The sequence below is a fragment of the Xanthobacter sp. SG618 genome (assembly GCF_012932745.1).
GTDB lineage: Bacteria > Pseudomonadota > Alphaproteobacteria > Rhizobiales > Xanthobacteraceae > Xanthobacter > Xanthobacter flavus.
Map to the genome: position 1 here is coordinate 1 of NZ_JABBHL010000004.1, position 25368 is coordinate 25368.

23 protein-coding genes and 1 pseudogene are annotated in these 25368 nt (G+C 67.5%); 9 read left to right on the plus strand and 15 right to left on the minus strand.

All coding sequences use genetic code 11. From position 1 onward, the window contains the following. From FHT36_RS12030 to fumC, 11 genes are all read right to left on the minus strand, one after another. Window positions 1-95: GTP-binding protein (locus tag FHT36_RS12030; RefSeq protein WP_246702215.1), on the minus strand; the 95-nt coding region annotated here is incomplete at its 3' end. Between the two features lie 65 nt (window positions 96-160). Continuing rightward, window positions 161-2236, minus strand: coding sequence for an elongation factor G (gene fusA / locus FHT36_RS12035; protein WP_169122763.1), 2076 nt, complete (start codon window positions 2234-2236; stop codon window positions 161-163). Window positions 2237-2253: 17 nt separating this feature from the next. After that, window positions 2254-2724 carry a 30S ribosomal protein S7 gene (gene rpsG, locus FHT36_RS12040; protein ID WP_024278437.1) on the minus strand — a complete coding sequence of 157 codons (471 nt, stop codon included), beginning with the start codon at window positions 2722-2724 and terminating at the stop codon, window positions 2254-2256. A 17-nt stretch (window positions 2725-2741) separates the two neighbouring features. Beyond that, the gene (rpsL, locus tag FHT36_RS12045) at window positions 2742-3113 is read right to left on the minus strand and encodes a 30S ribosomal protein S12 (protein WP_012113697.1); all 372 of its coding nucleotides are present in this window, start codon (window positions 3111-3113) and stop codon (window positions 2742-2744) included. 539 nt (window positions 3114-3652) lie between these two features. Continuing rightward, complete coding sequence (locus FHT36_RS12050) at window positions 3653-4636, minus strand: malate dehydrogenase (protein WP_169122764.1); 984 nt, start codon at window positions 4634-4636, stop codon at window positions 3653-3655. A 150-nt stretch (window positions 4637-4786) separates the two neighbouring features. Then, window positions 4787-5170: a hypothetical protein gene (locus FHT36_RS12055; protein WP_169122765.1), complete on the minus strand. Its 384-nt coding sequence runs from the start codon at window positions 5168-5170 to the stop codon at window positions 4787-4789. Between the two features lie 92 nt (window positions 5171-5262). Further along, window positions 5263-5925 carry a TPM domain-containing protein gene (locus FHT36_RS12060; protein ID WP_169122766.1) on the minus strand — a complete coding sequence of 221 codons (663 nt, stop codon included), beginning with the start codon at window positions 5923-5925 and terminating at the stop codon, window positions 5263-5265. 73 nt (window positions 5926-5998) lie between these two features. Further along, window positions 5999-6856, minus strand: coding sequence for a YgcG family protein (locus FHT36_RS12065; RefSeq protein ID WP_246702199.1), 858 nt, complete (start codon window positions 6854-6856; stop codon window positions 5999-6001). Window positions 6857-6872: 16 nt separating this feature from the next. Beyond that, the gene (locus FHT36_RS12070; protein WP_169122767.1) at window positions 6873-7484 is read right to left on the minus strand and encodes a LemA family protein; all 612 of its coding nucleotides are present in this window, start codon (window positions 7482-7484) and stop codon (window positions 6873-6875) included. 94 nt (window positions 7485-7578) lie between these two features. Continuing rightward, on the minus strand, window positions 7579-8178 hold the full coding sequence (locus FHT36_RS12075) for a ParB-like protein (RefSeq protein ID WP_169122768.1): 600 nt from the start codon (window positions 8176-8178) through the stop codon (window positions 7579-7581). Window positions 8179-8284: 106 nt separating this feature from the next. After that, window positions 8285-9673 carry a class II fumarate hydratase gene (gene fumC / locus FHT36_RS12080; RefSeq protein WP_169122769.1) on the minus strand — a complete coding sequence of 463 codons (1389 nt, stop codon included), beginning with the start codon at window positions 9671-9673 and terminating at the stop codon, window positions 8285-8287. A 267-nt stretch (window positions 9674-9940) separates the two neighbouring features. Between fumC and FHT36_RS12085 the strand changes: the two genes are divergently transcribed. The 6 genes from FHT36_RS12085 (at window position 9941) to FHT36_RS12110 (ending at window position 14737) form a co-directional block, all read left to right on the plus strand. After that, a complete protein-coding gene (locus FHT36_RS12085) occupies window positions 9941-10135 on the plus strand; it encodes a DUF4169 family protein (protein WP_229647000.1) in 195 nt (64 codons plus the stop codon). Then, a complete protein-coding gene (locus tag FHT36_RS12090) occupies window positions 10116-10394 on the plus strand; it encodes a ribbon-helix-helix domain-containing protein (protein ID WP_169122770.1) in 279 nt (92 codons plus the stop codon). The genes FHT36_RS12085 and FHT36_RS12090 overlap by 20 nt, the downstream gene beginning before the upstream one ends. A gap of 290 nt (window positions 10395-10684) precedes the next feature. Then, on the plus strand, window positions 10685-11818 hold the full coding sequence (hflK, locus tag FHT36_RS12095; RefSeq protein ID WP_169122771.1) for an FtsH protease activity modulator HflK: 1134 nt from the start codon (window positions 10685-10687) through the stop codon (window positions 11816-11818). After that, window positions 11815-12729 (plus strand): protease modulator HflC, encoded by a 915-nt coding sequence (gene hflC / locus FHT36_RS12100; protein ID WP_169122772.1) that lies wholly within the window; start codon window positions 11815-11817, stop codon window positions 12727-12729. The genes hflK and hflC overlap by 4 nt, the downstream gene beginning before the upstream one ends. A gap of 17 nt (window positions 12730-12746) precedes the next feature. Then, on the plus strand, window positions 12747-12935 hold the full coding sequence (locus FHT36_RS12105) for a DUF2065 domain-containing protein (protein WP_169122773.1): 189 nt from the start codon (window positions 12747-12749) through the stop codon (window positions 12933-12935). Between the two features lie 311 nt (window positions 12936-13246). Further along, window positions 13247-14737, plus strand: a complete 1491-nt coding sequence (locus FHT36_RS12110) for a DegQ family serine endoprotease (protein WP_169122774.1) — start codon at window positions 13247-13249, stop codon at window positions 14735-14737. 82 nt (window positions 14738-14819) lie between these two features. On the opposite strand, the gene FHT36_RS12115 is transcribed toward FHT36_RS12110, so the two are convergent. The 4 genes and pseudogenes from FHT36_RS12115 to FHT36_RS12125 all read right to left on the minus strand — a co-directional run bounded on the left by FHT36_RS12115 (window position 14820) and on the right by FHT36_RS12125 (window position 19707). Continuing rightward, window positions 14820-16184 carry a glutamate--tRNA ligase gene (locus tag FHT36_RS12115; RefSeq protein WP_169122775.1) on the minus strand — a complete coding sequence of 455 codons (1365 nt, stop codon included), beginning with the start codon at window positions 16182-16184 and terminating at the stop codon, window positions 14820-14822. A gap of 91 nt (window positions 16185-16275) precedes the next feature. Next, window positions 16276-16758: a hypothetical protein gene (locus tag FHT36_RS24465; protein WP_246702244.1), complete on the minus strand. Its 483-nt coding sequence runs from the start codon at window positions 16756-16758 to the stop codon at window positions 16276-16278. 1176 nt (window positions 16759-17934) lie between these two features. After that, window positions 17935-18192: pseudogene (locus tag FHT36_RS24935) on the minus strand (SH3 domain-containing protein); the annotation flags it as partial. A gap of 90 nt (window positions 18193-18282) precedes the next feature. Further along, window positions 18283-19707 (minus strand): short-chain fatty acyl-CoA regulator family protein, encoded by a 1425-nt coding sequence (locus FHT36_RS12125; RefSeq protein ID WP_169122777.1) that lies wholly within the window; start codon window positions 19705-19707, stop codon window positions 18283-18285. A gap of 261 nt (window positions 19708-19968) precedes the next feature. Between FHT36_RS12125 and FHT36_RS12130 the strand changes: the two genes are divergently transcribed. The 3 genes from FHT36_RS12130 (at window position 19969) to FHT36_RS12140 (ending at window position 25302) form a co-directional block, all read left to right on the plus strand. Next, window positions 19969-21501 carry an acyl-CoA carboxylase subunit beta gene (locus tag FHT36_RS12130; RefSeq protein WP_169122778.1) on the plus strand — a complete coding sequence of 511 codons (1533 nt, stop codon included), beginning with the start codon at window positions 19969-19971 and terminating at the stop codon, window positions 21499-21501. Window positions 21502-21760: 259 nt separating this feature from the next. Then, a complete protein-coding gene (locus FHT36_RS12135; RefSeq protein ID WP_169122779.1) occupies window positions 21761-23788 on the plus strand; it encodes an acetyl/propionyl/methylcrotonyl-CoA carboxylase subunit alpha in 2028 nt (675 codons plus the stop codon). Between the two features lie 284 nt (window positions 23789-24072). Beyond that, complete coding sequence (locus FHT36_RS12140) at window positions 24073-25302, plus strand: cyclopropane-fatty-acyl-phospholipid synthase family protein (protein ID WP_169122780.1); 1230 nt, start codon at window positions 24073-24075, stop codon at window positions 25300-25302. Window positions 25303-25368 lie beyond the last annotated feature (66 nt).

The following is a 25368-nucleotide window of genomic DNA, read 5'->3' on the forward strand; positions in this document are numbered from 1 at the left end:
ATCGCAGCCGTCAGCGACGTCTTGCCGTGATCAACGTGACCGATCGTGCCGATGTTGCAGTGCGGCTTCGAGCGGTTGAACTTCTCTTTGGCCATGGGACTCTCCGTTGGGTCTCTCTGGCGTGATCAGAAAGGGTGAAGTGGGGTTCAGGCCAACGCGATCACGCGTACTTGGCCTGAACCTCCTGAGCGACGTTCGACGGCACCTGCTCGTAGTGGTCGAACTGCATGGTGAAGGTGGCACGCCCCTGGCTGAAGGAGCGCAGGGTGTTCACGTAGCCGAACATGTTGGCGAGCGGCACCATCGCGTTGATGACGTTGGCGTTGCCACGCATGTCCTGGCCCTGGATCTGGCCACGACGGGAGTTCAGGTCGCCGATGACCGAGCCGGTGTAGTCTTCCGGGGTCACCACCTCGACCTTCATGATCGGCTCCAGCAGCACCGAGGTGCCCTTCTGCAGGGCCTCGCGGAACGCCGCACGGGACGCGATCTCGAACGCCAGGGCCGACGAGTCCACTTCGTGGAACGCGCCGTCGGTGAGCGTCACCTTGACGTCCACCACCGGGAAGCCCGCCAGCACGCCGGCGCCAAGCACGCTCTCGAGGCCCTTCTGGACGCCCGGGATGTACTCCTTCGGCACCGCGCCGCCGACGATGGCGCTCTCGAACGAGAAGCCCTTGCCGGCCTCGTTCGGCTCCACCGTGAACTTCACCCGCGCGAACTGGCCGGTACCACCGGTCTGCTTCTTGTGGGTGTAGTCCACCTCGGTCTTCTTCGTGAGGGTCTCACGATAGGCGACCTGCGGAGCGCCGATGTTGGCATCGACCTTGTAGGTGCGCTTCAGGATGTCGACCTTGATGTCGAGGTGCAGTTCGCCCATCCCCTTGAGGATGGTCTGGCCGCTCTCGAAGTCGGTCGACACGCGGAAGGACGGATCCTCGGCAGCCAGCTTAGACAGGGCAATGCCCAGCTTCTCCTGGTCGGCCTTGGACTTGGGCTCGATCGCGATCTCGATGACCGGCTCGGGGAATTCCATCTTCTCCAGGATCACAGCCTTGGCCGGATCGCAGAGGGTATCGCCGGTGCGCACATCCTTGAGGCCGGCGAGAGCGACGATGTCGCCCGCATAGGCTTCCTTGATGTCTTCCCGGTTGTTGGCGTGCATCAGCAGCATCCGCCCGACGCGCTCACGCTTGTCGCGGGTGGAGTTGAGCAGGCCCATGCCGGTTTCCATCTTGCCGGCATAGACGCGGCAGAAGGTGATGGTGCCGACGAACGGGTCGTCCATGATCTTGAACGCAAGCACGGAGGTCGGCTCATCGTCCGAGGGAAGACGCACGGTGTCTTCCTCGGTCTTGAAGTCGATGCCCTTGATCGCGCCGCGATCGATCGGCGACGGCAGATAGTCCACCACCGCGTCGAGCAGGGGCTGCACGCCCTTGTTCTTGAAGGCCGAGCCGCAGAACACGGGGTTGAACTTGCGGCCGATGACGGCGAGGCGGATCAGGCGCTTGAGGGTCGCCTCGTCCGGCTCGGTGCCGTCGAGATAGGCAGCCATGGCGTCGTCGTCGAGCTCGACGGCGGCTTCCACCAGCTTGTTGCGGTATTCGGCGGCCTTGTCGGCGAGATCCGCGGGGATCTCCTCGTCATGGTACTTCGCGCCGAGGGCTTCGTCTTCCCACACGACCGCCTTCATGCGGACGAGGTCGATGATGCCCTTGAAGTTGCTCTCCGAGCCGATCGGGAGCTGGCAGCACACCGGGTTGCCGGCGACGCGGTCCACGATCATCTCGACGCAGCGGTAGAAGTCGGCGCCGATCTTGTCCATCTTGTTGACGAACACGACGCGCGGCACGTTGTACTTGTCCGCCTGGCGCCACACGGTCTCGGTCTGCGGCTCGACGCCCTGGTTGCCGTCCAGCACGCACACGGCGCCGTCGAGCACGCGGAGCGAACGCTCCACCTCGATGGTGAAGTCCACGTGCCCGGGGGTGTCGATGATGTTCAGGCGCTTGCCCTGCCAGATAGCAGTCGTCGCGGCCGACGTGATGGTGATGCCGCGCTCCTGCTCCTGGGTCATCCAGTCCATGGTGGCAGCGCCATCATGGACTTCGCCGATCTTGTGGCTCTTGCCGGTGTAATAGAGGATCCGCTCGGTCGTGGTGGTCTTGCCGGCATCAATGTGGGCCATGATGCCGAAGTTGCGGTAGTCCTCGATCGCGTGAGTACGGGCCATCGCTCAGTCCTCTCCGATCACCAGCGGTAATGCGAGAACGCGCGATTGGCTTCCGCCATACGGTGCGTATCTTCGCGCTTCTTCACGGCGGAGCCGCGATTGTTGGCAGCATCGAGCAGCTCGGCGGAGAGACGCTCCACCATGGTCTTCTCGTTGCGGGCGCGGGCCGAGGCGATGAGCCAGCGGATCGCGAGGGTCTGGCGACGCTCGGTGCGCACCTCGACCGGAACCTGGTAGGTCGCGCCACCGACGCGGCGGGAGCGAACTTCCACCGCAGGGGCAACGTTCTCGAGCGCCTGGATGAAGACCTCGACCGGATCGTGCTTCGCCTTGGCCTCGACCACGTCGAGGGCGCCATAGACGATGCCTTCGGCAACCGACTTCTTGCCGTCGCGCATGACGGAATTCATGAAGCGCGACAGGGTGGTCGAGCCATACTTGGCGTCCGGGATGACTTCGCGGCGCTCGGCCTTGTGACGACGGGACATCGTTCAGATCCTCACTATCACTTCGGCCGCTTCGCGCCGTACTTCGAACGGCGCTGCTTGCGGTTCTTCACGCCCTGGGTATCCAGCACGCCACGCAGAATGTGGTAGCGCACGCCGGGAAGATCCTTCACGCGGCCGCCACGGATCATCACCACGGAGTGTTCCTGAAGGTTGTGACCTTCACCGGGGATGTAGCCGATCACTTCGTAGCTGTTGGTGAGCCGCACCTTGGCGACCTTACGAAGAGCCGAGTTCGGCTTCTTCGGGGTCGTCGTGTAAACGCGCGTGCAAACGCCGCGCTTCTGCGGGCTCGCCTGGAGCGCCGGCGCCTTGTCGCGCGCCTTCTGCGCTTCGCGCGGCTTACGGATCAGCTGGTTGATCGTCGGCATGTACGCCTTCGCCTCGTCCTGATCTGCGGCCTTGGCCGCATCCTTCATTTCGACGACCCCTGTGAAGGATCGCCACGACTGGCCCCGAGGGGGCCTGAATTCCCTTCGCACCGACGAACACGAAAGGCGCCGTCCACCGCCCAAACGGGGGCAGACACGCCTTTCTCGCGACAGAGGATCACAGCGCGCTATACCGGGGCTTTTTTCCCGGCCGGCGCCGCGATCATGCACCTGAAGTTATCGCAGTGCTGTTCCTGGCAGCGTTTCGGCTTCAAGATCGGCCCTTCAAGCACTTGGGAGCGCTGAAACCGAAGGGAACAATCACTCAGACGCCGACCGCCTGCCGCGAAAGTGGGCTGCTTCTAACCGGAGAGTCGCGTTCAGTCAATAAGGATCGACCGGACTTTCCCGTAAATACGCGGCTTTGAGGCTTACGAAGGCGTGACCGCAGCCGTAAATCGCACCCACCCCGCCGGTAATTCATTCTTTTTTAACAAATGACCCCTCCCGCGGCGCGGGAGGGGCGATCTTGAAAGGAATCAGCCGAGGAGTGCGGCGACGCCGTCGCGCTCTTCCAGCAGCTCCTTGAGGGTCTTGTCGAACTGGGCCTTGGAGAAGTCGTCCATGGGCAGGCCCTGGACCACTTCATACTCGCCCGCGGTGCAGATGGCAGGCATGCCGAAAACGATGCCCTCGGGCACGCCATAGGAGCCGTCGGACGCCACGCCCATGGACACCCACTTGCCGGCGGTGCCGTGGATCCAGTCATGCATGTGGTCGATGGCGGCGTTGGCCGCGGAGGCCGCGGACGACAGGCCACGGGCCTCGATGATGGCGGCGCCGCGCTTGCCGACGGTCGGCAGCAGGGTCTCGCGATACCAGGTCTCATCGTTGATGAGCTCCGGCAGCGGCTTGCCCTTCACGGTGGCGAAGCGGTAGTCGGCATACATGGTCGGGGAGTGGTTGCCCCACACCGCCACCTTCTCGATGTCCTTGCTCTCGACACCGGCCTTGGCCGCGAACTGCGACAGCGCGCGGTTGTGGTCGAGGCGGAGCATGGCGGTAATGTTGCGGGCCGGCAGGTCCGGGGCGCTCTTGGCGGTGATGTAGGCGTTGGTGTTGGCGGGGTTGCCGACCACCAGCACCTTCACGTCGCGCTTGGCCACCTCGTTCAGCGCCTTGCCCTGGACCTTGAAGATCTCGGCGTTGGCGGAGAGCAGGTCGGCGCGCTCCATGCCCTTCGAGCGCGGACGGGCGCCCACGAGAATCGCGGCGTCGATGTCCTTGAAGGCGACCTTGGGATCGTCGGTGATGACCACGCCCGCGAAATTCGGGAACGCGCAGTCCTCGATCTCCATCACCACGCCCTTCACCGCACCCTGCGCCTGGGGGAGGTCGAGAAGCTGGAGGATGACCGGCTGATCCTTGCCGAACAGGTCGCCGTTGGCGATGCGGAAAAGGAGAGAATAGCAAATCTGACCGGCGGCGCCCGTAACTGCGACGCGAACGGCGGGTTTGGTCATGAGAGGAAGCCCTTTGCCTTGGATGAGCCCCGAAGGCTCGGGCGCGCAATCTATGCTGCGGCGCGGCCGATGGAAAGGCGCTCGCGCACCCCTCAATCGGCCATGCCGCACGACCTTCGGCTAAGCGCCTTGTGGCCGGTGCCTTCCCTTTCAGACGTTGGCCGGGACAGGCGGAAAGGCGGCGGCCTTGAGGAAGGCGAGCGCGCTCTCAAGCTCCTCCGGTGTGACACCGTAGTCGTAGATGCCGTCATACATCCCGAAGAAACTACCGCTGATCTCCACCCGGAGCCGCGGCGGCGTGTCCTCCCCGGCGGGCACCAGGCGGCAGACGATGGTGACGTCCGGGCCCGACACATCACCTCGGCAAAGGATGGCTGCGGCCCCACTGGCTCTAATGTCGTAGAGCTTGATGATGGTCACGTCCTTGGGCCCGTCGGGGTCGATGTAGATGAAACCCTTGTCGACCGACGTTTTCTCCAGCGTGATGCTGTAGCGCTGACCGTTGGCGTCCACCGGATTGACCGTAACCCGCATGATGTCCTCCCCCACCACCCCAAGGTGGCCGGGCCGGACAATACAACTAAAACGAGCTTTATGAAATAAGACAACCAAAGGGCTTTATGCCGTTACAGCACCACCACGTGGTTGGGGATCTCGTTGCGGTCGTCGGGCTTGCGCGGCAGGGGACCGGCGAGGAGGTCCCCGGCCTTCTCGACGCCGGCGACAAGCCCCTCGGCGAGGCTTCCCTCCCGGGCGCGGGCGGCGACCGCATCGCAGATGTCGCGCCAGGCGGCGGCGCCCAGCGGGCCGTGGGCGGCGTCATCGGCCACCACCTCCACCAGCCGCTCGCGCGCCGCGGCGAAGATGAGGATGCCGGTGCGCCCCGCCGTCTGGGGAATGCCGTAGCTCAGGAAGGTCTCGATGGCGGCGTTGCGCGCCGCCGCCTTGAGCGCGAGGCGCGGCACTGCCTTCTCCGCCATTCCGGGCATCAACAGCGCCGCGGCGAGGATGACGAACAGCATGGACTGCAGCGCCAGCGCCGAGAGCGCCGACATGGGATAGGCCAGCACGATGAGCCACGGCAGCACCAGCGCCGCCAGCGAGGCCCACAGGATGGAGAAGAAGGGGTGCTGCACCAGCGGCGCCCGTGTCACCACCACCCGGATCTCGGCAGACGTCTTGGCTTCCGCCAGCGTCACCGCCTCGGCGATGCGCTGGAGCGCGTGCTGCGGCAGGCCGTAGCGGCCCGCATCCTCGGTGGTGGTCGTCGTGGCGGATTGCTGGTTCACGGAAAGCTCTCACCCTACGCCGGCGGAACCGGCAGTTTGCAGGCGCACGGTAAAATCGCAAGGGCGGGCCGCACTACCAGTCGCCCGAGGCGCCGCCACCGCCGGAGGAGCCACCGCCCCCCGACCAGCCGCCCCCAGAGGAGCCGCCGGACCAGCCGGAGCTGCTGCCGGTGCCCCATTCCCAAGAGATCGGACCGCCGGCCACCGCGCCGCCGCGCTTCCTGCGGGCCGCCGGGCCGCCCGGCCCGCCCCCGCGCACGACGCGCCAGATGATGAAGCCCATGAAGATGACCATCACCGCGAGGAAGATGAGGTTGTCCACCTCCTCCTCGGTCCAGTCGGACGATTCCAGCGTCTTCGCCCGCGCCTTCGCCTCGTCCGGATCGAGATTGAGGATTTCGAGAATGGCGTCCGTGCCCTTCACGATGCCGGCCGCCATGTCGCCGGACTTGAAGGCGGGTACGATGGCGTTGCGGATGATGGTGGCCGACACCGCGTCCGTGAGGATGCCTTCGAGCCCGTAGCCCACCTCGATGCGCACCTTGCGCTCGCTGGGGGCGACGAGGAGGAGCACGCCATTGTTCTTCTTCGCCTGGCCGATCTGCCAGGTGCGGAACAGGCGGTTGGCGTAATCCTCGATGGAGGTGCCCTGTAGCGAGGGAACGGTGGCCACCACCAATTGGTCGGTGGCCTTCGCCTCCTGCGCCGCGAGCTTGGCATCCAGCGCGGCGAGGGTGGTGGGATCGAGCACATGGGCGGCATCCACCACCCGCCCGGTGAGGGGCGGGAAGGTCAGCTCAGCCCATGCGGGCGCGACGGCGACGGACGCGACGGCAAGGCACAGCGCCAGAAGCCCGGCCAGCACGAGCGCGAAGCGCGTGGCCGGCCGGGGAACCGCAAGGGCGCGCGGACGGCCCATCTGGTGGCCCATCGCCGTCACTCCCCGATCAGTTGAACTTCACCTTCGGCACCTGCATCTGCTGCTCGGAGATGGTGAAGGTCTCCATGGGCTTGTAGGCGCGATAGAGCGTGGCGGCCCAAAGCGCCCCCGGGAAGGTCTTCAGCTCGGTGTTATAGACGCGCACCGCCTCGATATAATCGCGCCGCGCCACGGCGATGCGGTTCTCGGTGCCCTCGATCTGCGATTGCAAGGCGAGGAAGTTGGCGTTGGACTTCAGGTCCGGATAGGCCTCCGACACCGCGATCAGCCGGCCCAGTGCCGAGGACAGCCCCGCCTGCGCATCCTGGAACTGCTTGAACTGCTCGGGATTGGTGATGGTCGAGGCATCCACCCGGATGGAGGTGGCTTTGGCGCGTGCCTCGATCACCGAGGTCAGCACGTCCTTCTCCTGGGCGGCATAGCCCTTCACCGTCTCCACCAGATTGGGAATGAGGTCCGAGCGGCGCTGGTACTGGTTCAGCACCTCGCTCCACGCCGCCTTGGCGCGCTCCTCCTCGGTGGGAATCACATTGATGCCGCAGCCCGCCAGCGTCAGCGCGGCAAGCATGGCGAAAAGCGGCGCCCGCAGGCGGGCAAATTCACGAAGCACGATGGACATGGTGGCCCCTCCCCTGACGCCGCATCCGGCTGCGGCGTGCTTATAACACGGCAAAGGTCGAGAAAGGTTCCGGGACAATCCGGAGCCCCCATCCTCACGCCTTGCCCAGATAGCCCGGCAGATCCTGCGCCTCGTCCAGAAGCGAGACCTTGATGGCAAGCTTTTCGGCCAGCGCGATGTCGGTTTCCAGCAGGCGCGTGGTCATGAAGGAGCGGTAGTAATTGCCCCACATGAATTCCTGGAACGGCGTGTCCTCATTGGCATAGGCCTTCCCGCGCACGCCGCGGGCGAGGGTGCGCCAGGGATTGTCGGTGAGTTCGCTGACGTGGCGGGGGATCTTCAGGCAGGGGCGGCGGTTGCCGTCCACATCGATGGGCCAGCACAGGCCCTCGGCTTCCATGCGATGCCAGAAGGCCTTCAGGTCGAGGTCCGACCAGTCGGCCCGCGCCTCGCCGAGGAGCACGGTCTTGTCACCGATGTCGATGAGCGCCCGGCACAGATGGTGGTGGTCGATCATGTAGAATCGGCGCTTCGGCCCGACGACGTAGGGCACGGGCCGGTTCTCCTTCAGCGTCCTCAGCTCGCGGCGGGAGAACTTGCGCATCTGCGCGGCGCGCCGCTCCACCTCCTGCAATCCGAGCGTGAGCTGGGTGGGGTTGAGCGCCGCGATGTCGATCTCGGTGAGGTCCGCCATTCACTCTCCCCTGCCCGCTTCCGCCATGGCCGGAGCAGGCCCGAAAACGAAGGCGGCGGCAACCCGTGCCGGGTGCCGCCGCCAAGCTTCCATGATCGCGGATCGATCAGCCGGGAGAGATCATCTTCTCCGGCCGCACCACCTCGTCGAACTCCTCGTTGGTCACGTAGCCGCCGCCCACGGCCTCCTCGCGCAGGGTTGTGCCCTTCTTGTGGGCGGTCTTGGCGATCTTGGCGGCGTTGTCGTAGCCGATCTTCGGGGCGAGCGCGGTGACCAGCATCAGCGAGCGCTCCAGCGCCGCCTTGATGTTGTCCTCGCGGGCCTCGATGCCCACCACGCAATTGTCGGTGAAGCTGATGGCCGCGTCGGACATCAGGCGCACCGACTGGAGGAAGTTGTAGGCCATCACCGGATTGTAGACGTTGAGCTCGAAATGGCCCTGGCTGCCGGCGAAGGTGAGCGCGGCGTTGTTGCCGAAGATCTGCACGCAGACCTGGGTCAGCGCCTCGCACTGGGTGGGGTTCACCTTGCCCGGCATGATGGAGGAGCCGGGCTCGTTCTCGGGCAGCGACAGCTCGCCGAGCCCGGAGCGCGGGCCGGAGCCGAGCAGGCGGATATCGTTAGCGATCTTGAACAGCGAGGCCGCCACCGTGTTGATGGCGCTGTGCGAGAACACCATGGCGTCATGGGCGGCGAGCGCCTCGAACTTGTTCGGCGCCGAGGTGAAGGGCAGGCCGGTGATGCCGGCGATCTTCTCCGCCACCTTCTCGGCAAAGCCGACCGGGGCGTTGAGGCCGGTGCCCACGGCGGTGCCGCCCTGCGCCAGCTCCATGAGCGCCGGCAGCGTCATCTCGATGCGCTTGATGCCGTTCTCGACCTGCTGGGTGTAGCCGGAGAATTCCTGCCCCAGCGTGAGGGGCGTCGCATCCTGGGTGTGGGTGCGGCCGATCTTGATGATGTCCTTCCACTCGGCCGACTTGGCGGCGAGCGCCCCGTGCAGGTGCTTCAGCGCCGGCAGCAGGCGGTGGACGATCTCCTCCGCGCAGGCGATGTGCATGGCGGTGGGGTAGGTGTCGTTGGACGACTGGCTCATATTGACGTGATCGTTGGGATGCACGGGCTTCTTGGAGCCCATCTCCCCGCCGAGCATTTCGATGGCCCGGTTCGAGATCACCTCATTGGCATTCATGTTGGACTGGGTGCCGGAGCCGGTCTGCCAGACGGCCAGCGGGAAGTGGGCGTCGAGCTTGCCCTCGATCACTTCCTGGGCGGCGGCGACGATGGTCTCGGCGAGCTTGGGATCGAGGCGGCCGAGATCGCGGTTCACTTCCGCGGCGGCGCGCTTGACGATGCCGAGGGCGCGCACCACCGGCAGCGGCTGCTTCTCCCAGCCGATCTTGAAGTTGCCGAGCGAGCGCTGCGCCTGCGCGCCCCAGTAGCGATCGGATTCAACCTCGATGGGACCGAATGTGTCGGTCTCTGTGCGGGTGGTCATGGCGGGCCTTTCCTTAAGACGCGGGCGGGCGGGTCCTTAGCACAGCTCACGCCCGCTGGGGGAGGCGCAGCGCTACCCTAAAATAGTTCCAGAGAGGTATCGGAGGGATGTTACCTCCTTGGAATTTAGCCATATCTTGACTGTGCTCAATGAGGTAAAATTCCTCGGCGGGCTAAGTGGCCTGACGCGTGACGCCGGCCGTACAGAAGATCATCTGCCGTCGGCGCGGAGGAATCCGACGGCAAGGTGAGGCAAGCGTTGGGCGACGTGGTCAATCTTCACCGGGCGCGCAAGGCGAGGGCCCGTCAGGCGGCTGATGCGGCAGCCAGCCAAAATCGGATCCGATTCGGTCGGACCAAGGCTGAGCGTCAGCAACAAGCGGACGAGCACGCGCGACAAGAGCGCCACCTTGAGGGCCACGCCCTGACCGAGAGGGATGAACATGAAAAGCCCCGTGGTTAAAAGATCCATCGTCATCGCCGGGCACAAGACCAGCGTCAGTCTCGAGGATGCCTTCTGGGAGGCTCTGAAGGAGATTGCGAGCGGCCGCCGGCTTACCCTGTCCGATCTCGTGGCGACCATCGATTCCGGCCGGTCGCAGGGGAATCTCTCCTCCGCCATCCGCCTGTTCGTGCTCGACCATTATCGCGGCGCGGCCACGCAGGCGCGCGCCCAGGCCGCAGGAGAACGTCTCCAGGTCGCCAGCCCTCCCGTTGCGTAAGCGCGAGGTCAACCTTATCTGCGCACTGAGCTGACCGCGCACCGCGTTGAAAGGCGGTGCGCGGTTTCCTATAACCACCTGGCCCGGCGGGGCAGGCCTGACGCGGCGTGCCACGTCCCGGTCCTTCCCGCCGAACGGGTTTGTCCGGCAGATGCGCTCCCCAGCGGAGTCGTCTGCGCCGGGCGACCCGCTGCGGGCGGCGTGCTAGCGTGCGGCCAGTCCGCATCCGCGCCGGTGGCAGGATCAGCGACGCGGGTGCCGGTGGCGGCACCGCCCACGGGAGACGACGGATGTCGTGGAAGAATCAGAGTGGCGGCCCATGGGGTAATGGGCCGCGGGGTCCCTGGGGTTCGGGACCCTCTTCATCGGGACCGACGCCGCCAGACCTTGAAGACCTGATCCGCCGCAGCCAGGACCGCCTGCGCTCCATCATGCCCGGATCCTTCGGGATCAATGGCATCATCCTCGTCATCGCGCTCGTGGTGGCCGGCTGGTTCCTCTCCGGCTTCTATCGCGTGCTGCCCGACGAGCAGGGCGTGGTGCTGCGGTTCGGCAAGTTCGTCGGCATCACCCAGCCGGGCCTGAACTATCACTGGCCCTATCCCATCGAGACCGTGCTCACGCCCAAGGTGACGTTCGTCAACCGCATCGACATCGGCATGCGGGTGAGCGAGGACACGCGCCGCAACGGCACCCGGACCACCGACGTGGCCGAGGAGAGCCTGATGCTCACCGGCGATGAGAACATCGTCGACGTGGACTTCTCGGTGTTCTGGGTCATCAACAACGCCGAGGAATACCTCTTCAACGTGCAGAATCCCGAGGGCACCATCAAGGCCGTGGCCGAAAGCGCCATGCGCGAGGTCATCGGCCGCACCAACATCCAGCCCATCCTCACCGGCGCCCGGCAGAACATCGAGACCGGCGTGCAGGAGCTGATGCAGCAGGTGCTCAACGGCTACAAGGCCGGCGTGCAGGTCACCCAGGTGCAGATGCAGAAGGTCGATCCGCCGAGCCTCGTCATCGACGCCTTCCGCGACGTGCAGGCCGCCCGCGCCGACGCCGAGCGTGCCCAGAACGAGGCGCAGACCTACGCCAACCGCGTGCTGCCGGAAGCCCGCGGCGAGGCCTCCCGCATCGAGAACGCGGCCCAGGCCTATCGCGAGCGGACCGTGGTGGAGGCTCGCGGCCAGGCGGCCCGCTTCCTCAAGGTGTTCGACGAGTACAAGAAGGCGAAGGAGGTCACGCGCCAGCGCATGTACCTCGAAACCATGGAGCGCGTGCTCGGCAGCGTGGACAAGGTGCTGGTCGATCCCTCCGCGGCCCGCCAGGGCGGTGGCGGCGTCGTGCCCGTCCTGCCTCTGACCGATACGTCCCGCCGCGCCCCGGCGCCGGCCACGCAGCCCCAGGGAGCCGCCCGATGAGAAATCCGGTCTTCGGCGGCGTCATCGCCGTCCTCGGCGTCATCGCCCTCGTCCTCGTCTACTCGTCGGCCTACATCGTCAGCCAGACCCAGCAGGCGCTGGTGCTGCGCCTCGGCGATCCGCTGGCGCCCGTGACCACGCCTGGACTGCACTGGAAGGTGCCGTTCATCGACAGCGTGGTCTATATTGACAACCGCATCCTCGACCTGGAAAACCCCCAGCAGGAAGTGATCGCGGCGGACCAGAAGCGCCTCGTGGTGGACGCCTTCGCGCGCTACCGCATCACCAACCCGCTGCGCTTCTACCAGTCGGTGGGCACGGTGCAGGGCGCCAATTCCCGCCTCTCCACGGTGCTCAACTCGGCCCTGCGCCGGGTGCTCGGCGAGAACACCTTCACCAGCGTGCTGCGTGACCAGCGCGAAGCGCTGATGCGGCAGATCGGCGAGCAGGTGAACCGCGAGGCGGCGAACTTCGGCATCACCGTGGTGGATGTCCGCATCCGCCGCGCCGACCTGCCGGAAGCCAACAGCCAGGCCGTGTTCCAGCGCATGCAGACCGAGCGCCAGCGGGAAGCCGCGGAAATCCGCGCCCAGGGTAACGAAGCAGCCCAGCGCCTGCGCGCCCGCGCCGACCGCGAGGTCACCATCGTGGTGGCGGAAGCGAACTCCAAGGGCGAGCAACTGCGCGGCGAGGGCGATGCGGAGCGAAACCGCATCTTCGCCGACGCCTACCAGCGCGACCCGGACTTCTTCGCCTTCTACCGCTCCATGCAGGCCTATGAGGCGAGCATGAAGTCGTCCGACACCCGCATGCTGCTGGCGCCGGATTCGAACTTCTTCCGCTTCTTCCAGAACCCGACGGGAGTGCCCGCGGCAGGCGCGCCCGTCGCCGTTCCCGCGGCCGGCAACTGACCGGCCCGGCAGGCGGCATGAAGGACCTCCTGGCCGCCCTCGGCCTCATGCTGGCCATCGAGGGCCTGTGCCTCGCCGCCTTCCCGGCGGCGTGGCGCAAGGCCATGCGGGCGGTCCTCCACGCCCCGGAAACCCCCATGCGCCTCGCCGGCCTCGGCGTCGGCGCCCTGGGGGTGCTGGTGGTGTTCCTGGTGCGGAGCTTCTGAGGCGGCAACGCCGCCTCAGGTCCCGATCCTCTCTCATTCCTCAGCGTCATCGCCCGCCTCGTGCGGGCGATTGTCGTTTGGGGCGCAGGTGTCCCCGAGCGCGGACAGGCGGCGCGGTGGATCACCCGCACAAGGCGGGTGACGATGGCTGCCGGACGATGGGCGGTCGGCGAGCGGAGGCGGGTGGTGATGAGATTGCCGCAATCGTCCCCGAGGGTGCCCCCTCCCCTGCCCGCCGGATCGTGAGCATCGCGGGGCTTGCGCCCGGCGCGCTGGCGTCGCAGCCTCAGGGGATGATCTCGAGGACAGCCATGCCTGCACCGTTCGTGCCTTCCCGTCTCCTCTCCGGCCGCTCCCGGCTGCCCGCGCTGCTCCTGGCGGCGGTGGTCGCCTTCGGCGGCATCGGCAGCGCGCCGCTCCATGCCGCGCCCGGCAAGGGGCCCGATACGGTGGCGGACGTGGCCGAGAAGGTGATGGACGCGGTGGTGAATATCTCCACCTCGCAGAACGTCGCCCCCTCCCGCTCGGTGCCGGCGCCGCAGCTGCCGCCCGGCTCGCCCTACGAGGACTTCTTCGACGAATTCTTCAAGCGCCGCCCGGAAGATGGCAGCGAACAGCGCTCGCGTCGCGTCTCCTCGCTGGGCTCCGGCTTCGTCATCGACCCCTCAGGCTTCATCGTCACCAACAACCACGTCATCTCGGACGCCGACGAGATCTTCGCCAATTTCAACGACGGCTCGAAGCTGAAGGCCGAGGTGATCGGCCGCGATACCAAGACCGACCTTGCCCTGCTGAAGGTCAACCCGCCCAAGCCCCTCGTGGCGGTGAAGTTCGGCGACAGCGAGAAGCTGCGCGTGGGCGACTGGGTGATGGCCATCGGCAATCCGTTCGGCCTCGGCGGCACGCTCACGGTGGGCGTGGTCTCCGCCCGCAACCGCGACATCAATTCCGGCCCCTACGACAACTTCATCCAGACCGACGCGGCCATCAACCGGGGCAATTCCGGCGGCCCGCTGTTCAACATGGAAGGCGAGGTGATCGGCATCAACACCGCCATCATCTCCCCCTCGGGCGGCTCCATCGGCATCGGCTTCGCCGTGCCCTCGGCCACCGCCCAGCCGGTGATCGCCCAGATCGAGCAGTTCAAGGAGGTGCGTCGCGGCTGGATCGGCGTGCGCATCCAGCCCGTCACCGAGGACATCGCCGAGAGCCTCGGCCTCGGCAAGCCGCGCGGCGCGCTGATCGGCGTGGTGACGGAGAACAGCCCAGCCGCCCAAGGCGGCATCAAGGCCGGCGACGTGATCGTCAAGTTCAACGGCCGCGACATCAAGGAAGTGCGCGACCTCACCCGCACGGTGGCCGACACCATGGCCGACAGCGAGGTGGAGGTGGTGGTCATCCGCAAGGGCAAGGAGGAGACCCTGCGCGTCAAGGTCGCCCGCATGCCCGAGGACGACAAGCCGGAGGGCTCCAAGCCCGCCCCCGAGGCGCAGAAGGTGCCGCCCCGGAAGGCGCTCGGCATCGAGCTCTCCGCCATGAGCGACGATCTGCGCAAGCGCTACAAGATCAAGAGCGAGATTTCCGGCGTCGTCATCACCGACGTGGACCGATCCTCGGCGGCCTCCGACAAGGGGCTGAAGGCGGGGCAGGTGATCGTGCAGGTGGGCCAGGAGGCGGTGGCCAGCCCCGCCGACGTGGAGAAGCAGATCGATGCCCTGCGCAAGGCCGGCAAGCGCTCCGCTCTGTTCCTCGTCTCCGATGGCGAGGGCAAGCAGGAGTTCGTGACGGTGCCGCTGAACTAAAGGCGGCCCTCTTTATCCCGAGCAAGCGTCATGCCCGGGACGTGCCCGGGCATGACAGCTCTTCTTTAGTCCCTGCGTCCCCTCACGCCACCGCCCCCTTGAGCCGCCCCTCGGCCCGCGCGCGGCCCATGAGCGGCAGCAAGGCGGCGAGTTCCGGCCCGGTCTCGCGGCCGGTCAGCGCGAGGCGCAGGGGGTGGAACAGGCCACGGCCGGAGCGCCCCGTCGCGGCCTTCACCGCGCCCGTCCAGGCCTTCCACGTTCCACCATCCCATGGCTCGGCCGGCAACAGGCCGGCGGCTTCAGTGAGGAAGGCGCGATCCGCGTCAGCGATGACGCCCGCCTGCGGCGCGGCGACGATCTCCCACCAGCCCCGCGCATCCTCGAACCGGGCGAGGTTCGCCCGCACCGCGAGCCAGAATGCCTCCCCACTATCGATGCCCGCCGCCTGAAGCCGCGCGGCGGCGGCGGCGAAGGGCATGATGTGGAGGGAGCGGGCGGTCAGCGCGTCGAGGTCGGCGGGATCGAAACGGGCCGGCGCGCGGGAGATGGCGGAGAGGTCCACCATCGCCGCCAGCGCATCGAGACTGTCCACCGGCTCCACCGCATGGGAGGTGCCCACCAGCACGGAGAGCGCGGCCACCGCCAGCGCCTCCTGCCCCGCCTCGCGCAGCGCCGACAAGGAGAGGTGGCCGAGCCGCTTGGAGAGGCCCTCGCCGGAGGGAAGGGTGAGCAGATTGTGGTGGGCGAAGCCGGGCACCGGACCGCCCAGCGCCTCGAAGATCTCGATCTGCACCGCCGTGTTGGTCACGTGGTCCTCGCCACGGATCACCTGCGTCACGCCCAGCGCCAGATCATCCACCACCGAGGGCAAGGTGTAGAGGAAGCTGCCGTCCGCGCGCACCAGCACCGGGTCGGAAAGGGTGGCCGTATCCACCTGCTGCGGCCCGCGCACGCCGTCGTCCCACGCCACCACGCGATGATCGAGCCGGAACCGCCAGTGCGGGCGGCGGCCCTCGGCCTCCAGCCGCGCGCGGTCTTCGGGCGAGAGCGCAAGGGCGGCGCGGTCATAGACCGGCGGCAGGCCCCGGGCGCGCTGGAGGCCGCGCTTGAGGTCCAGCTCCTCCTCGGTCTCGTAGGCGGGATAAAGGTGGCCCATGGCCTTCAGCCGCTCCGCCGCCGCCGCATAGTCCGCGATCCTGCCCGACTGGCGCACAGTGACATCCGGCGCGATGCCGAGCCATGCGAGGTCGGCGGCGATGGCATCGGCATATTCGGTGCGGGAGCGGGCGGCGTCCGTGTCGTCGAAACGCAGGATGAAGGTGCCACCGGCGCGGCGGGCGATCAGCGCATTGAGGAGCGCGGTGCGGGCGTTGCCCACATGGATCAGGCCGGTGGGCGACGGGGCGAAGCGCAGCACGGGCGCGGGATTTCGCAGGGGAGCGGACATGGTGTGCCCATAACCCGCCTCGGGCCGCGCGTCGATGGGCGGGGCCCTGAAAGCAGAGAGCCCGGCGTTGCGGCCGGGCTCTCCTTTTCGTTCAGCGCGGTTGCGGGCAGTCCGGGCCCTGGCACCGGTTGCCGCCGCCACCCCCCTGCGGCTGCTGCCGCTGCGGGGGTTGCTGCTGCTGTTGCTGCGGCTGGCGCTGCTGTTGCTGCTGGATCAGCTGCTGGCGCTGCTGCTGGTACTGCTGACGCTGCTGCTGCATCTCCTGCTGGCGCTGCTGGTTCATCTGGTGGATCTGCTGCTGTTGCTGCTGACGTTGCTGCTGCATCTCCTGCTGACGCTGCTGGATCTGTTGCTGCTGTTGCTGCTTCAGCTGCTGTTGCTGCTGCTGACGCTGCTGGATCTGCTCCTGCTGTTGCTGGCGCAGCTGCTGTTGCTGCTGCTGGCGCTGCTGGTTCAGCTCCTGCTGCTGCTGGCGCAACTGCTGCTGGCGCTCGGCCGGCGACGGCTGCCCCGGACGCGCGCCCGGCTGGCCGGGCTGGCCGGGTTGCCCCGGCTGGCCCTGACCCGGAGGCATGCCGGGCTGACCCGGACGAACGCCGGGCTGACCGGGCTGCCCCTGTCCCGGAGGCACGCCGGGCTGACCCGGACGAACGCCGGGCTGACCGGGCTGGCCCTGTCCCGGAGGCACGCCGGGCTGGCCCGGACGAACGCCGGGTTGGCCGGGCTGGCCCTGTCCCGGAGGCACGCCAGGCTGGCCTGGACGAACGCCGGGTTGGCCGGGCTGGACCTGACCGGGAGGCACGCCGGGCTGACCCGGACGAACGCCGGGTTGACCAGGCTGGCCCTGACCGGGAGGCACGCCGGGCTGGCCCGGACGAACGCCGGGCTGACCGGGTTGGCCCTGTCCCGGAGGCACGCCGGGCTGGCCCGGACGAACGCCGGGCTGACCAGGCTGCACCTGACCCGGACCACCGGGACCGCCAGGACCACCGGGCTGGCCGGGGCCACCCGGATAGCCGGGACCACCCGGACCACCGGGACCGCCGGGCTGACCGGGACCACCCGGATAGCCGGGACCGCCGGGCTGACCGGGACCACCCGGATAGCCGGGACCGCCAGGACCACCGGGGCCACTCGGATGACCGGGACCGCCAGGACCGCCGGGCTGACCGGGACCACCCGGATAACCAGGGCCACCCGGACCACCAGGGCCGCCCGGATGACCGGGACCGCCAGGACCGCCGGGCTGGCCGGGGCCACCCGGATAACCAGGACCACCGGGACCACCGGGGCCGCCGGGATAACCAGGACCGCCAGGACCACCGGGCTGGCCGGGACCACCCGGATAACCGGGACCGCCAGGGCCACCCGGTCCACCGGGATAGCCGGGACGGCCGGGCGGATAGCCGGGGCTACCGGGATAGCCGGGCTGGCCCCAGTTGGGCGGCGGACGCGGGGCATCCGGCGGGGGCCTCATGCCGGGAGGCGGCACATAACCGGTGCGCCACCAGCCGGGCGGACGCGGGCCGGGAGGCGGCGGGCCCCAGCCGGGACGCGGCCGCGGGTTGTAGCCCTCCCAGCGGTAGCGATCCGCGTACCAGGGCTGGTTCACATAGATCGGCCGATTGACGTAATAGGTATTCCAGTATTGCGAGGCGGCGAAGGCCACCACCGGCACGCCGACCGCGGCGAGGCCCCAATCGGGCAGCACCGCGGTGCGGCCCTGCTGCTCGTAGCCGATATATTCGCTGTACACCCAGCCGCGGAAATCCTGCCAGATGACGTCGCACCAGGATTCATCCTGGAGGCAGCCTTCCACCTCGATGGGCGAGCCGTCGGGAATGACGCCGAGGCTGGGGAATTCCGTATCCGGCCCCGTCCGGATGTTGACGTTTGCCGTGGAGAAGGCCGGCGCGGCCTGCGCCGATACGATCCCCGCCATGGCCAACCCGGCGACCCAGCCGGTCAGCTTCAGCACCCTCATGGACCACTCCCATGCGACTCGCATTGAGCCGATGAGGATACTTTAAACCCGCCCTCATGGCGTTTCGTGTGCGCAGGCGCGGCGTTTCATGAGCGCCGGCGCGGCCGAATTGCGTCAGGAGATGGTGAACGGGACGATATCGCGCACGTTCTCGTCGATGCGGATGTCCCGATCGAGGGGCGGAAAGGCCCGCAGATCGCAGTCGCGGCGCGGGCAGATGCGGCAGGAGACGCCGAGCTTCGCCACCGGCGCCGCCTTCAGGTCCAGCCCGTCCGCATAGACGATGTCATGGGCGAAGGAGACCTCGCAGCCGAGGCCGAAGGCAAAGGCCCGTGCCGGCTGGCCGTGGCGCAGCGCCGGGCTCGACACCGCGCGGGCAAGGCAAATGTAGCGGGCGCCATCCGGCATCTCGCCCACCTGCACCAGCGTGCGGCCCGCCACCTCGAACGCCTCGTGGACGTTCCAGGCCGCGCAGGCGCCACCGTGGCGGGCGAACTGGAAGCGCGTCGCCGAGTGGCGCTTGGTGATGTTGCCGGCCCGGTCCACCTTGGCGAAATAGAAGGGCACGCCCTTCGCCCCCGGCCGCTGGAGGGTGGAGAGCCGGTGGCAGACCTGCTCCAGACTCGCCCCGGTCTCCAGCGCCATGCGATCGAGATCGTGCCGCAGGCGGCGGGCAAGTTCGAGGAAGCGGCGGTAAGGAAGTATCAACGCACCTGCGAAATAGTTCTGCAGCGCGAGCCGGCAGATCTCCGCCGCCGTCTGGCTGCGGAACGCGCCGGAAGCGACCGTGTGCTCCACCAGCGCCCCATGCTCCAGCTGGGCCATGGTGACGGCCATGCGGAAGGCACGCGTCGCCGCCGGCAGCACGCCGGACAGAACGAGCCGCCGCGCCCGCGGGTCGTAGCGGGAGAGGGGAGCGTCGGGGTCCGCCGGACCGATCTCCACCTGCACCTGGTGACGGCGGGCGAGATGGGCGGCGATGGCTGCGCCGGGCTCCGCCCCCTCCATGATAGAGAGTGACGCTGCGGCATTTTCCGCTGCGCGATCAAGTCCATCCACGTAATTGTCAATGTAATGGAAGAAGTCGCGAACCTCTTCGTAGGGGATCAGCTTCGCCTCGTCCGCGCCCGGCGTGACGCCGGCCGTGATCATGTCGTCGAGGGAGGCGCGCCATTCTGCCGTGCGGCGCAGCGCGACATGCATCCGCAGGAAGGCGTGGGCAAAGGCCGGCGAAAGGTTCGCCACCGCCTTCATGTCCTGAAGGCCGAGGTCGAGATCCTTGAACAGCGGGTCCGCCGCCGTCTCCCGCAGGTCGGCGACCAGACGGTCGAGGTCTTCCGCGCCGAAGGAGGTGATGTCCACCGCGAAGGTGCGCGAGATGGCGATGAGCACTGAGGCCGTGAGCGGGCGCTGGTTGCTCTCGATCTGGTTGATGTAGGAGGGCGAGACAGCGAGGCGCTGAGCGAGTTCGCCCTGCTTGAGGCCCAGCTTCTCGCGCAGCCGGCGCACCGCATGGCCGGCGAACACCTTCTGGCGCATCACGCCTCCCAACGCTCGGAATGGTATTGGGACGCACCCAACCTAACGTCCTGTACCGCCAGAGCTTCGAGTTCCGGATTGTGAATGATTTACAATTCGCATTGTCAATTTTTCACATATTCCACTACGCCGCAACTCCTGTTAGCCGAACTGCGACGCACTTGCGGGAGCCAGATGCGCCACGCGCCGGAAAGCTCTGGCTCGGCCGCTGGAACCCGCTAGTCTCAAATCTACCTCTGGCCCCACTGAAAGGCGCCCGGCATGAAGGACATCCTTGAGGAGCTCGAGAGCCGGCGGGGTGTCGCCCGCCTTGGCGGTGGCATCAAGCGCATCGAGGCGCAGCATGCGCGCGGCAAGCTCACCGCCCGCGAGCGCATCAGCCTGCTGCTCGATCGCGGCACGTTCGAGGAATACGACACCTTCGTGCAGCACCGCTGTGTCGATTTCGGCATGGAAGACCAGAAAATCCCCGGCGACGGCGTCGTCACCGGCTGGGGCACCGTCAACGGCCGCAAGGTCTTCATCTTCGCCAAGGACTTCACGGTGTTCGGCGGCTCCCTCTCCGAGGAGCATGCGCGCAAGATCACCAAGATCCAGGACATGGCGCTGAAGACCCGCGCACCCATCATCGGCCTGTTCGACGCCGGCGGCGCGCGCATCCAGGAAGGTGTAGCGGCGCTCGGCGGTTACGGCGAAGTCTTCAAGCGGAATGTCCTGTCTTCGGGCGTCATTCCGCAGATCTCGCTCATCATGGGGCCGTGCGCGGGTGGCGACGTCTACTCTCCCGCCATGACCGATTTCATCTTCATGGTGCGCGACACCTCCTACATGTTCGTCACCGGCCCGGACGTGGTGAAGACGGTGACCAACGAGACCGTCACCGCCGAGGAGCTGGGCGGCGCCAAGGTCCACACCTCCAAGTCCTCGGTGGCCGACGGCTCGTTCGAGAACGATGTCGAGATGCTGCTGGAGACCCGGCGCCTCATCGACTTCCTGCCCGCCAACAACATCGACGGCGTGCCCGAGTGGCCCTCCTTCGACGATCCGGGCCGCATCGACGCCAGCCTCGACACCCTGGTGCCGGACAATCCGAACAAACCCTACGACATGAAGGAGCTGATCCTGAAAGTCGTGGACGAGGGCGACTTCTTCGAGATCCAGGCGGCCTACGCCAAGAACATCCTCACCGGCTTCGGCCGCATCGAAGGGCGCACGGTGGGCTTCGTCGCCAACCAGCCCATGGTGCTGGCCGGCGTGCTCGACTCGGACGCCTCCCGCAAGGCGGCCCGCTTCGTGCGCTTCTGCGACGCCTTCGAGATCCCGATCGTCACCTTCGTGGACGTGCCCGGCTTCCTGCCCGGCACCGCGCAGGAATATGGCGGCCTCATCAAGCACGGCGCCAAGCTGCTGTTCGCCTATTCCCAGGCGACCGTGCCGCTCGTCACCGTCATCACCCGCAAGGCCTTCGGCGGCGCCTATGACGTGATGGCCTCCAAGCATGTGGGCGCGGACGTGAACTACGCCTGGCCCACCGCCCAGATCGCGGTGATGGGCGCCAAGGGCGCGGTGGAGATCATCTTCCGCCAGGACATGGGCGACCCGGACAAGATCGCCGCCCAGACCAAGAATTACGAAGAGCGCTTCCTCTCGCCCTTCGTCGCCGCCGAGCGGGGCTTCATCGACGAGGTCATCACGCCGCGCTCCACCCGCCGCCGCCTCGCCCGGGCGCTCGCCATGCTCCGCACCAAGAAGCTGGAGCAGCCCCCGCGCAAGCACGACAACATGCCGGTGTGAGGCCGGGATTTCGGTGATCTCCCTCTCCCCTTGCGGGAGAGGGCCGGGGTGAGGGGTATCGCGCCGCTGCGCCAGACGCCGGCCAGCCCCCTCACCCGCCTCCGCTGCGCTCCGGCGCCCTCTCCCGCCCGATCACGGCAGCCGCCGAGATCGGTCAGAAATGACGAAGTCGGCAACAGCCGACGTCGTTGGGGAGAGGGGAAGACACCGGAGAGGACCGCTAAGAATTCAGCGCCGCTGGCGCAAAGGAACGAACGCCATGTTCTCGAAGATCCTGATCGCGAACCGGGGTGAGATCGCCTGCCGCGTCATCAAGACGGCGCGCAAGATGGGCATCAAGACGGTTGCCGTCTATTCGGACGCCGACAAGGACGCCCTCCATGTGGAGATGGCGGACGAGGCGGTGCATATCGGCCCGCCGCAGGCCGCCCAGTCCTACCTCATCGCCGAGAAGATCGTGGAGGCCTGCAAGAAGACCGGGGCCGAGGCCGTGCATCCCGGCTACGGCTTCCTCTCCGAGCGCGCCTCCTTCCCCAAGCTCCTCGCCGAGCACGGCATCGTCTTCATCGGCCCGAACCCCCATGCCATCGAGGCCATGGGCGACAAGATCGAGTCCAAGAAGGCGGCCGCCGCGGCCAACGTCTCCACCGTGCCCGGCTATCTCGGTGAGATCGCCTCCGGCGCAGAAGCGGCGAAGATCGCCGACGAGATCGGCTATCCGGTGATGATCAAGGCCTCCGCCGGCGGCGGCGGCAAGGGCATGCGCATCGCCTATTCCCGCGACGAGGTGCAGGACGGCTTCGACCGCGCCCGCTCGGAGGCCAAGTCCTCCTTCGGCGACGACCGCGTGTTCGTGGAGAAGTTCATCGTCGATCCGCGCCACATCGAAATCCAGGTGCTGGGCGACAAGCACGGCAACGTCATCTATCTCGGCGAGCGCGAGTGCTCCATCCAGCGCCGCAACCAGAAGGTCGTCGAGGAAGCCCCCTCCCCGCTGCTCGATGAAGCCACCCGCAAGAAGATGGGCGAGCAGGCCGTCGCCCTCGCCAAGGCGGTGGGCTACGACAGCGCCGGCACGGTGGAGTTCGTCGCCGGGCAGGACAAGAGCTTCTTCTTCCTGGAGATGAACACCCGCCTGCAGGTGGAGCATCCCGTCACCGAGCTCATCACCGGCATCGACCTGGTGGAGCAGATGATCCGCGTCGCCGCCGGCGAGCCGCTCTCCATCACCCAGGACGACGTGAAGCTCACCGGCTGGGCGGTGGAAAGCCGCATCTACGCGGAAGACCCCTACCGCAACTTCCTGCCCTCCACCGGCCGCCTCGTGCGCTACCGGCCCCCGGCGGAAGGCAAGGACGGCCCCATCACCGTGCGCAACGACACGGGCGTCTATGAAGGCGGCGAGATCTCCATCTTCTACGATCCGATGATCGCGAAGCTCGTCACCCACGCCCCCACCCGCGCCATCGCCATCGAGGCGCAGGCGGATGCGCTGGATGCCTTCGCCATCGACGGCATCGGCCACAACATCCCCTTCCTCTCGGCGCTGATGTCCCATCCGCGCTGGCAGTCGGGCAACCTCTCCACCGGCTTCATCGCCGAGGAATATCCCGAAGGCTTCGTCGCCCGCGCCCCCGAGGGTGAGCTGACTCATACGCTCTCCGCTGTGGCGGCGGTGATCGACCACATCCAGAACACCCGCAAGCGCCAGATCTCCGGCCAGACTTCCGGCGTGACGTGGCGCTTCGCCAAGCGCCGCATCGTCAACCTCTCGGCCGGCGAGGCGACCATCTCCACCCCGTGCGAGGTCGAGGCGGTGGACGGCGGCTTCAAGGTGCAGATCTTCGAGGCGGACGGCACCCCCGGGCATATCCACCTGCTGCGCTCCACCTGGAAGCCCGGCGACGTGGTGTGGACCGGCACCATCGACGCCGACCAGGTAGCGGTGCAGGTGCGCCCCATCCCCAACGGCTACGTGCTCGCCCATCGCGGCATCTCCACCAAGGCGCAGGTCTATACCGAGCTGTCCGCCTCGCTGGCGGCGCTGATGCCGAAGAAGGAGAATGCGGGCGGCGGCAAGGAGCTGCTCTGCCCCATGCCCGGCCTCGTGGTCTCCATCGCCGTGGTGCCCGGCCAGGAGGTGAAGAACGGCGAGATCCTCGCGATCGTCGAAGCCATGAAGATGGAGAACGTGCTGCGTGCCGAGCGCGACGGTATGGTCAAGGCCGTCCACGCCAAGGCCGGCGACAGCCTCGCGGTGGATGCGGTGATCCTGGAATTCGCGTGATGCTTGCGGCGCGACATCTCTTCACCACGCTCCTCCCCTCTCCCCTTGCGGGAGAGGGGCCGGGGGTGAGGGGGGTGCCTTGCCGCATTCCGGATGCAGGGACGAACGGCGCCACACCCCTCACCCCAACCCTCTCCCGCAAGGGGAGAGGGAGTCCTTTCGGTTTGGTTTGGCCGGAGCGCGAGGGTGGCCTAGCGGACCGTCATGTGAAAATGTCCGGCACACCCGCCCCCTCCCCGTCCCTCCCGCTCGTGCGGGACAGGGCGCCTGCCGGAGCCTTCTGAATGCGCCTCCTCTCCCACCTCCTCAGCCGCTTCGTGGAAAAGGGCCAGCTCACGGTCATCACGGCCGATGGCCAGCGCTACGTGTTCGGCTCGGGCAAGGACGGCCCGTCCGTCACGGTGCGGATGCACGACAAGAAGCTGGAGCGCGACCTGTTCTTCAATCCGGAGCTGGTGGCGGCGGAGGCCTATATGGACGGCCGCCTCTCCTTCGAGGACGGGGCCGGCGCGTTCGAGCTGCTCAATCTCTTCTCGGTGAACCGCAAGGGCCTCGGCTCCCATCCGGTGCAGCAGGCGCTGCGCAAGGCGTGGCGCTCGGTGCGGCGGTTCCAGCAGGCGAACCCCGTCGGCAAGGCGAAGGAGAACGTCTCATCCCATTACGACCACCCGGCCGACTTCTACCGGCTGTGGCTGGACGAGACGATGGCGTACAGCTGCGCCTACTTTACCCATCCCGACGAGCCGCTGGCCGACGCCCAGCGCAACAAGTTCCGCCACATCGCGGCGAAGCTGAACATCTCCCCCGGCATGCGGGTGGCGGAGATAGGCTCCGGCTGGGGCGGGCTCGCCATCTACATGGCGAAGGAATGCGGAGCCCACGTCACGGCCATCAACGTCTCGCCCGAACAGCTGGCCGAGAGCCGGCGGCTTGCGGAGGCCGCGGGCGTGGCGGGCTCCATCGACTTCCGCGAGGTGGACTACCGCAACCTCACCGGCAAGTATGACCGCGTGGTCTCCATCGGCATGATGGAGCATGTGGGCGTCGCCCATTTCGACGAATATTTCACCACCATCCGCAACCTCTTGGACGCGGGTGGCTTCGCGCTGATCCACGCCATCGGCCGCATGTCGCCCCCCGGCACCACGGCGCCGTTCATCCGCAAATACATCTTCCCCGGCGGCTATGTGCCGGCGCTGTCGGAAGTGTTTGCCTCCACCGAGCGCACGCACCTGTGGGTGGACGATTGCGAGGTGCTGCGGCTGCATTACTACTGGACCATCCGCGCCTGGCGCCGGAACTTCATGGCCCGCCGCGCGGAAGCCGACGCCATGATGGGCGAGCGCTTCGGCCGCATGTGGGAATTCTACCTCGCCGCCGTGGAGCTGGGCTTCCTGCACGGCTCCAACATGGTGTTCCAGCTCCTCCTCTCCGAGAAGCGCGACGACGTGCCGGTGATCCGCGACTACATCGTGGACGCCGAGCGCGCGCTCGCCGCGCGGGAGCAGCGGTGATGGGGCAGGCGGGAGCAAGCGCCGCCCTTTGCCTCCCCTCTCCCCTCGCGGGAGAGGGGCTGGGGG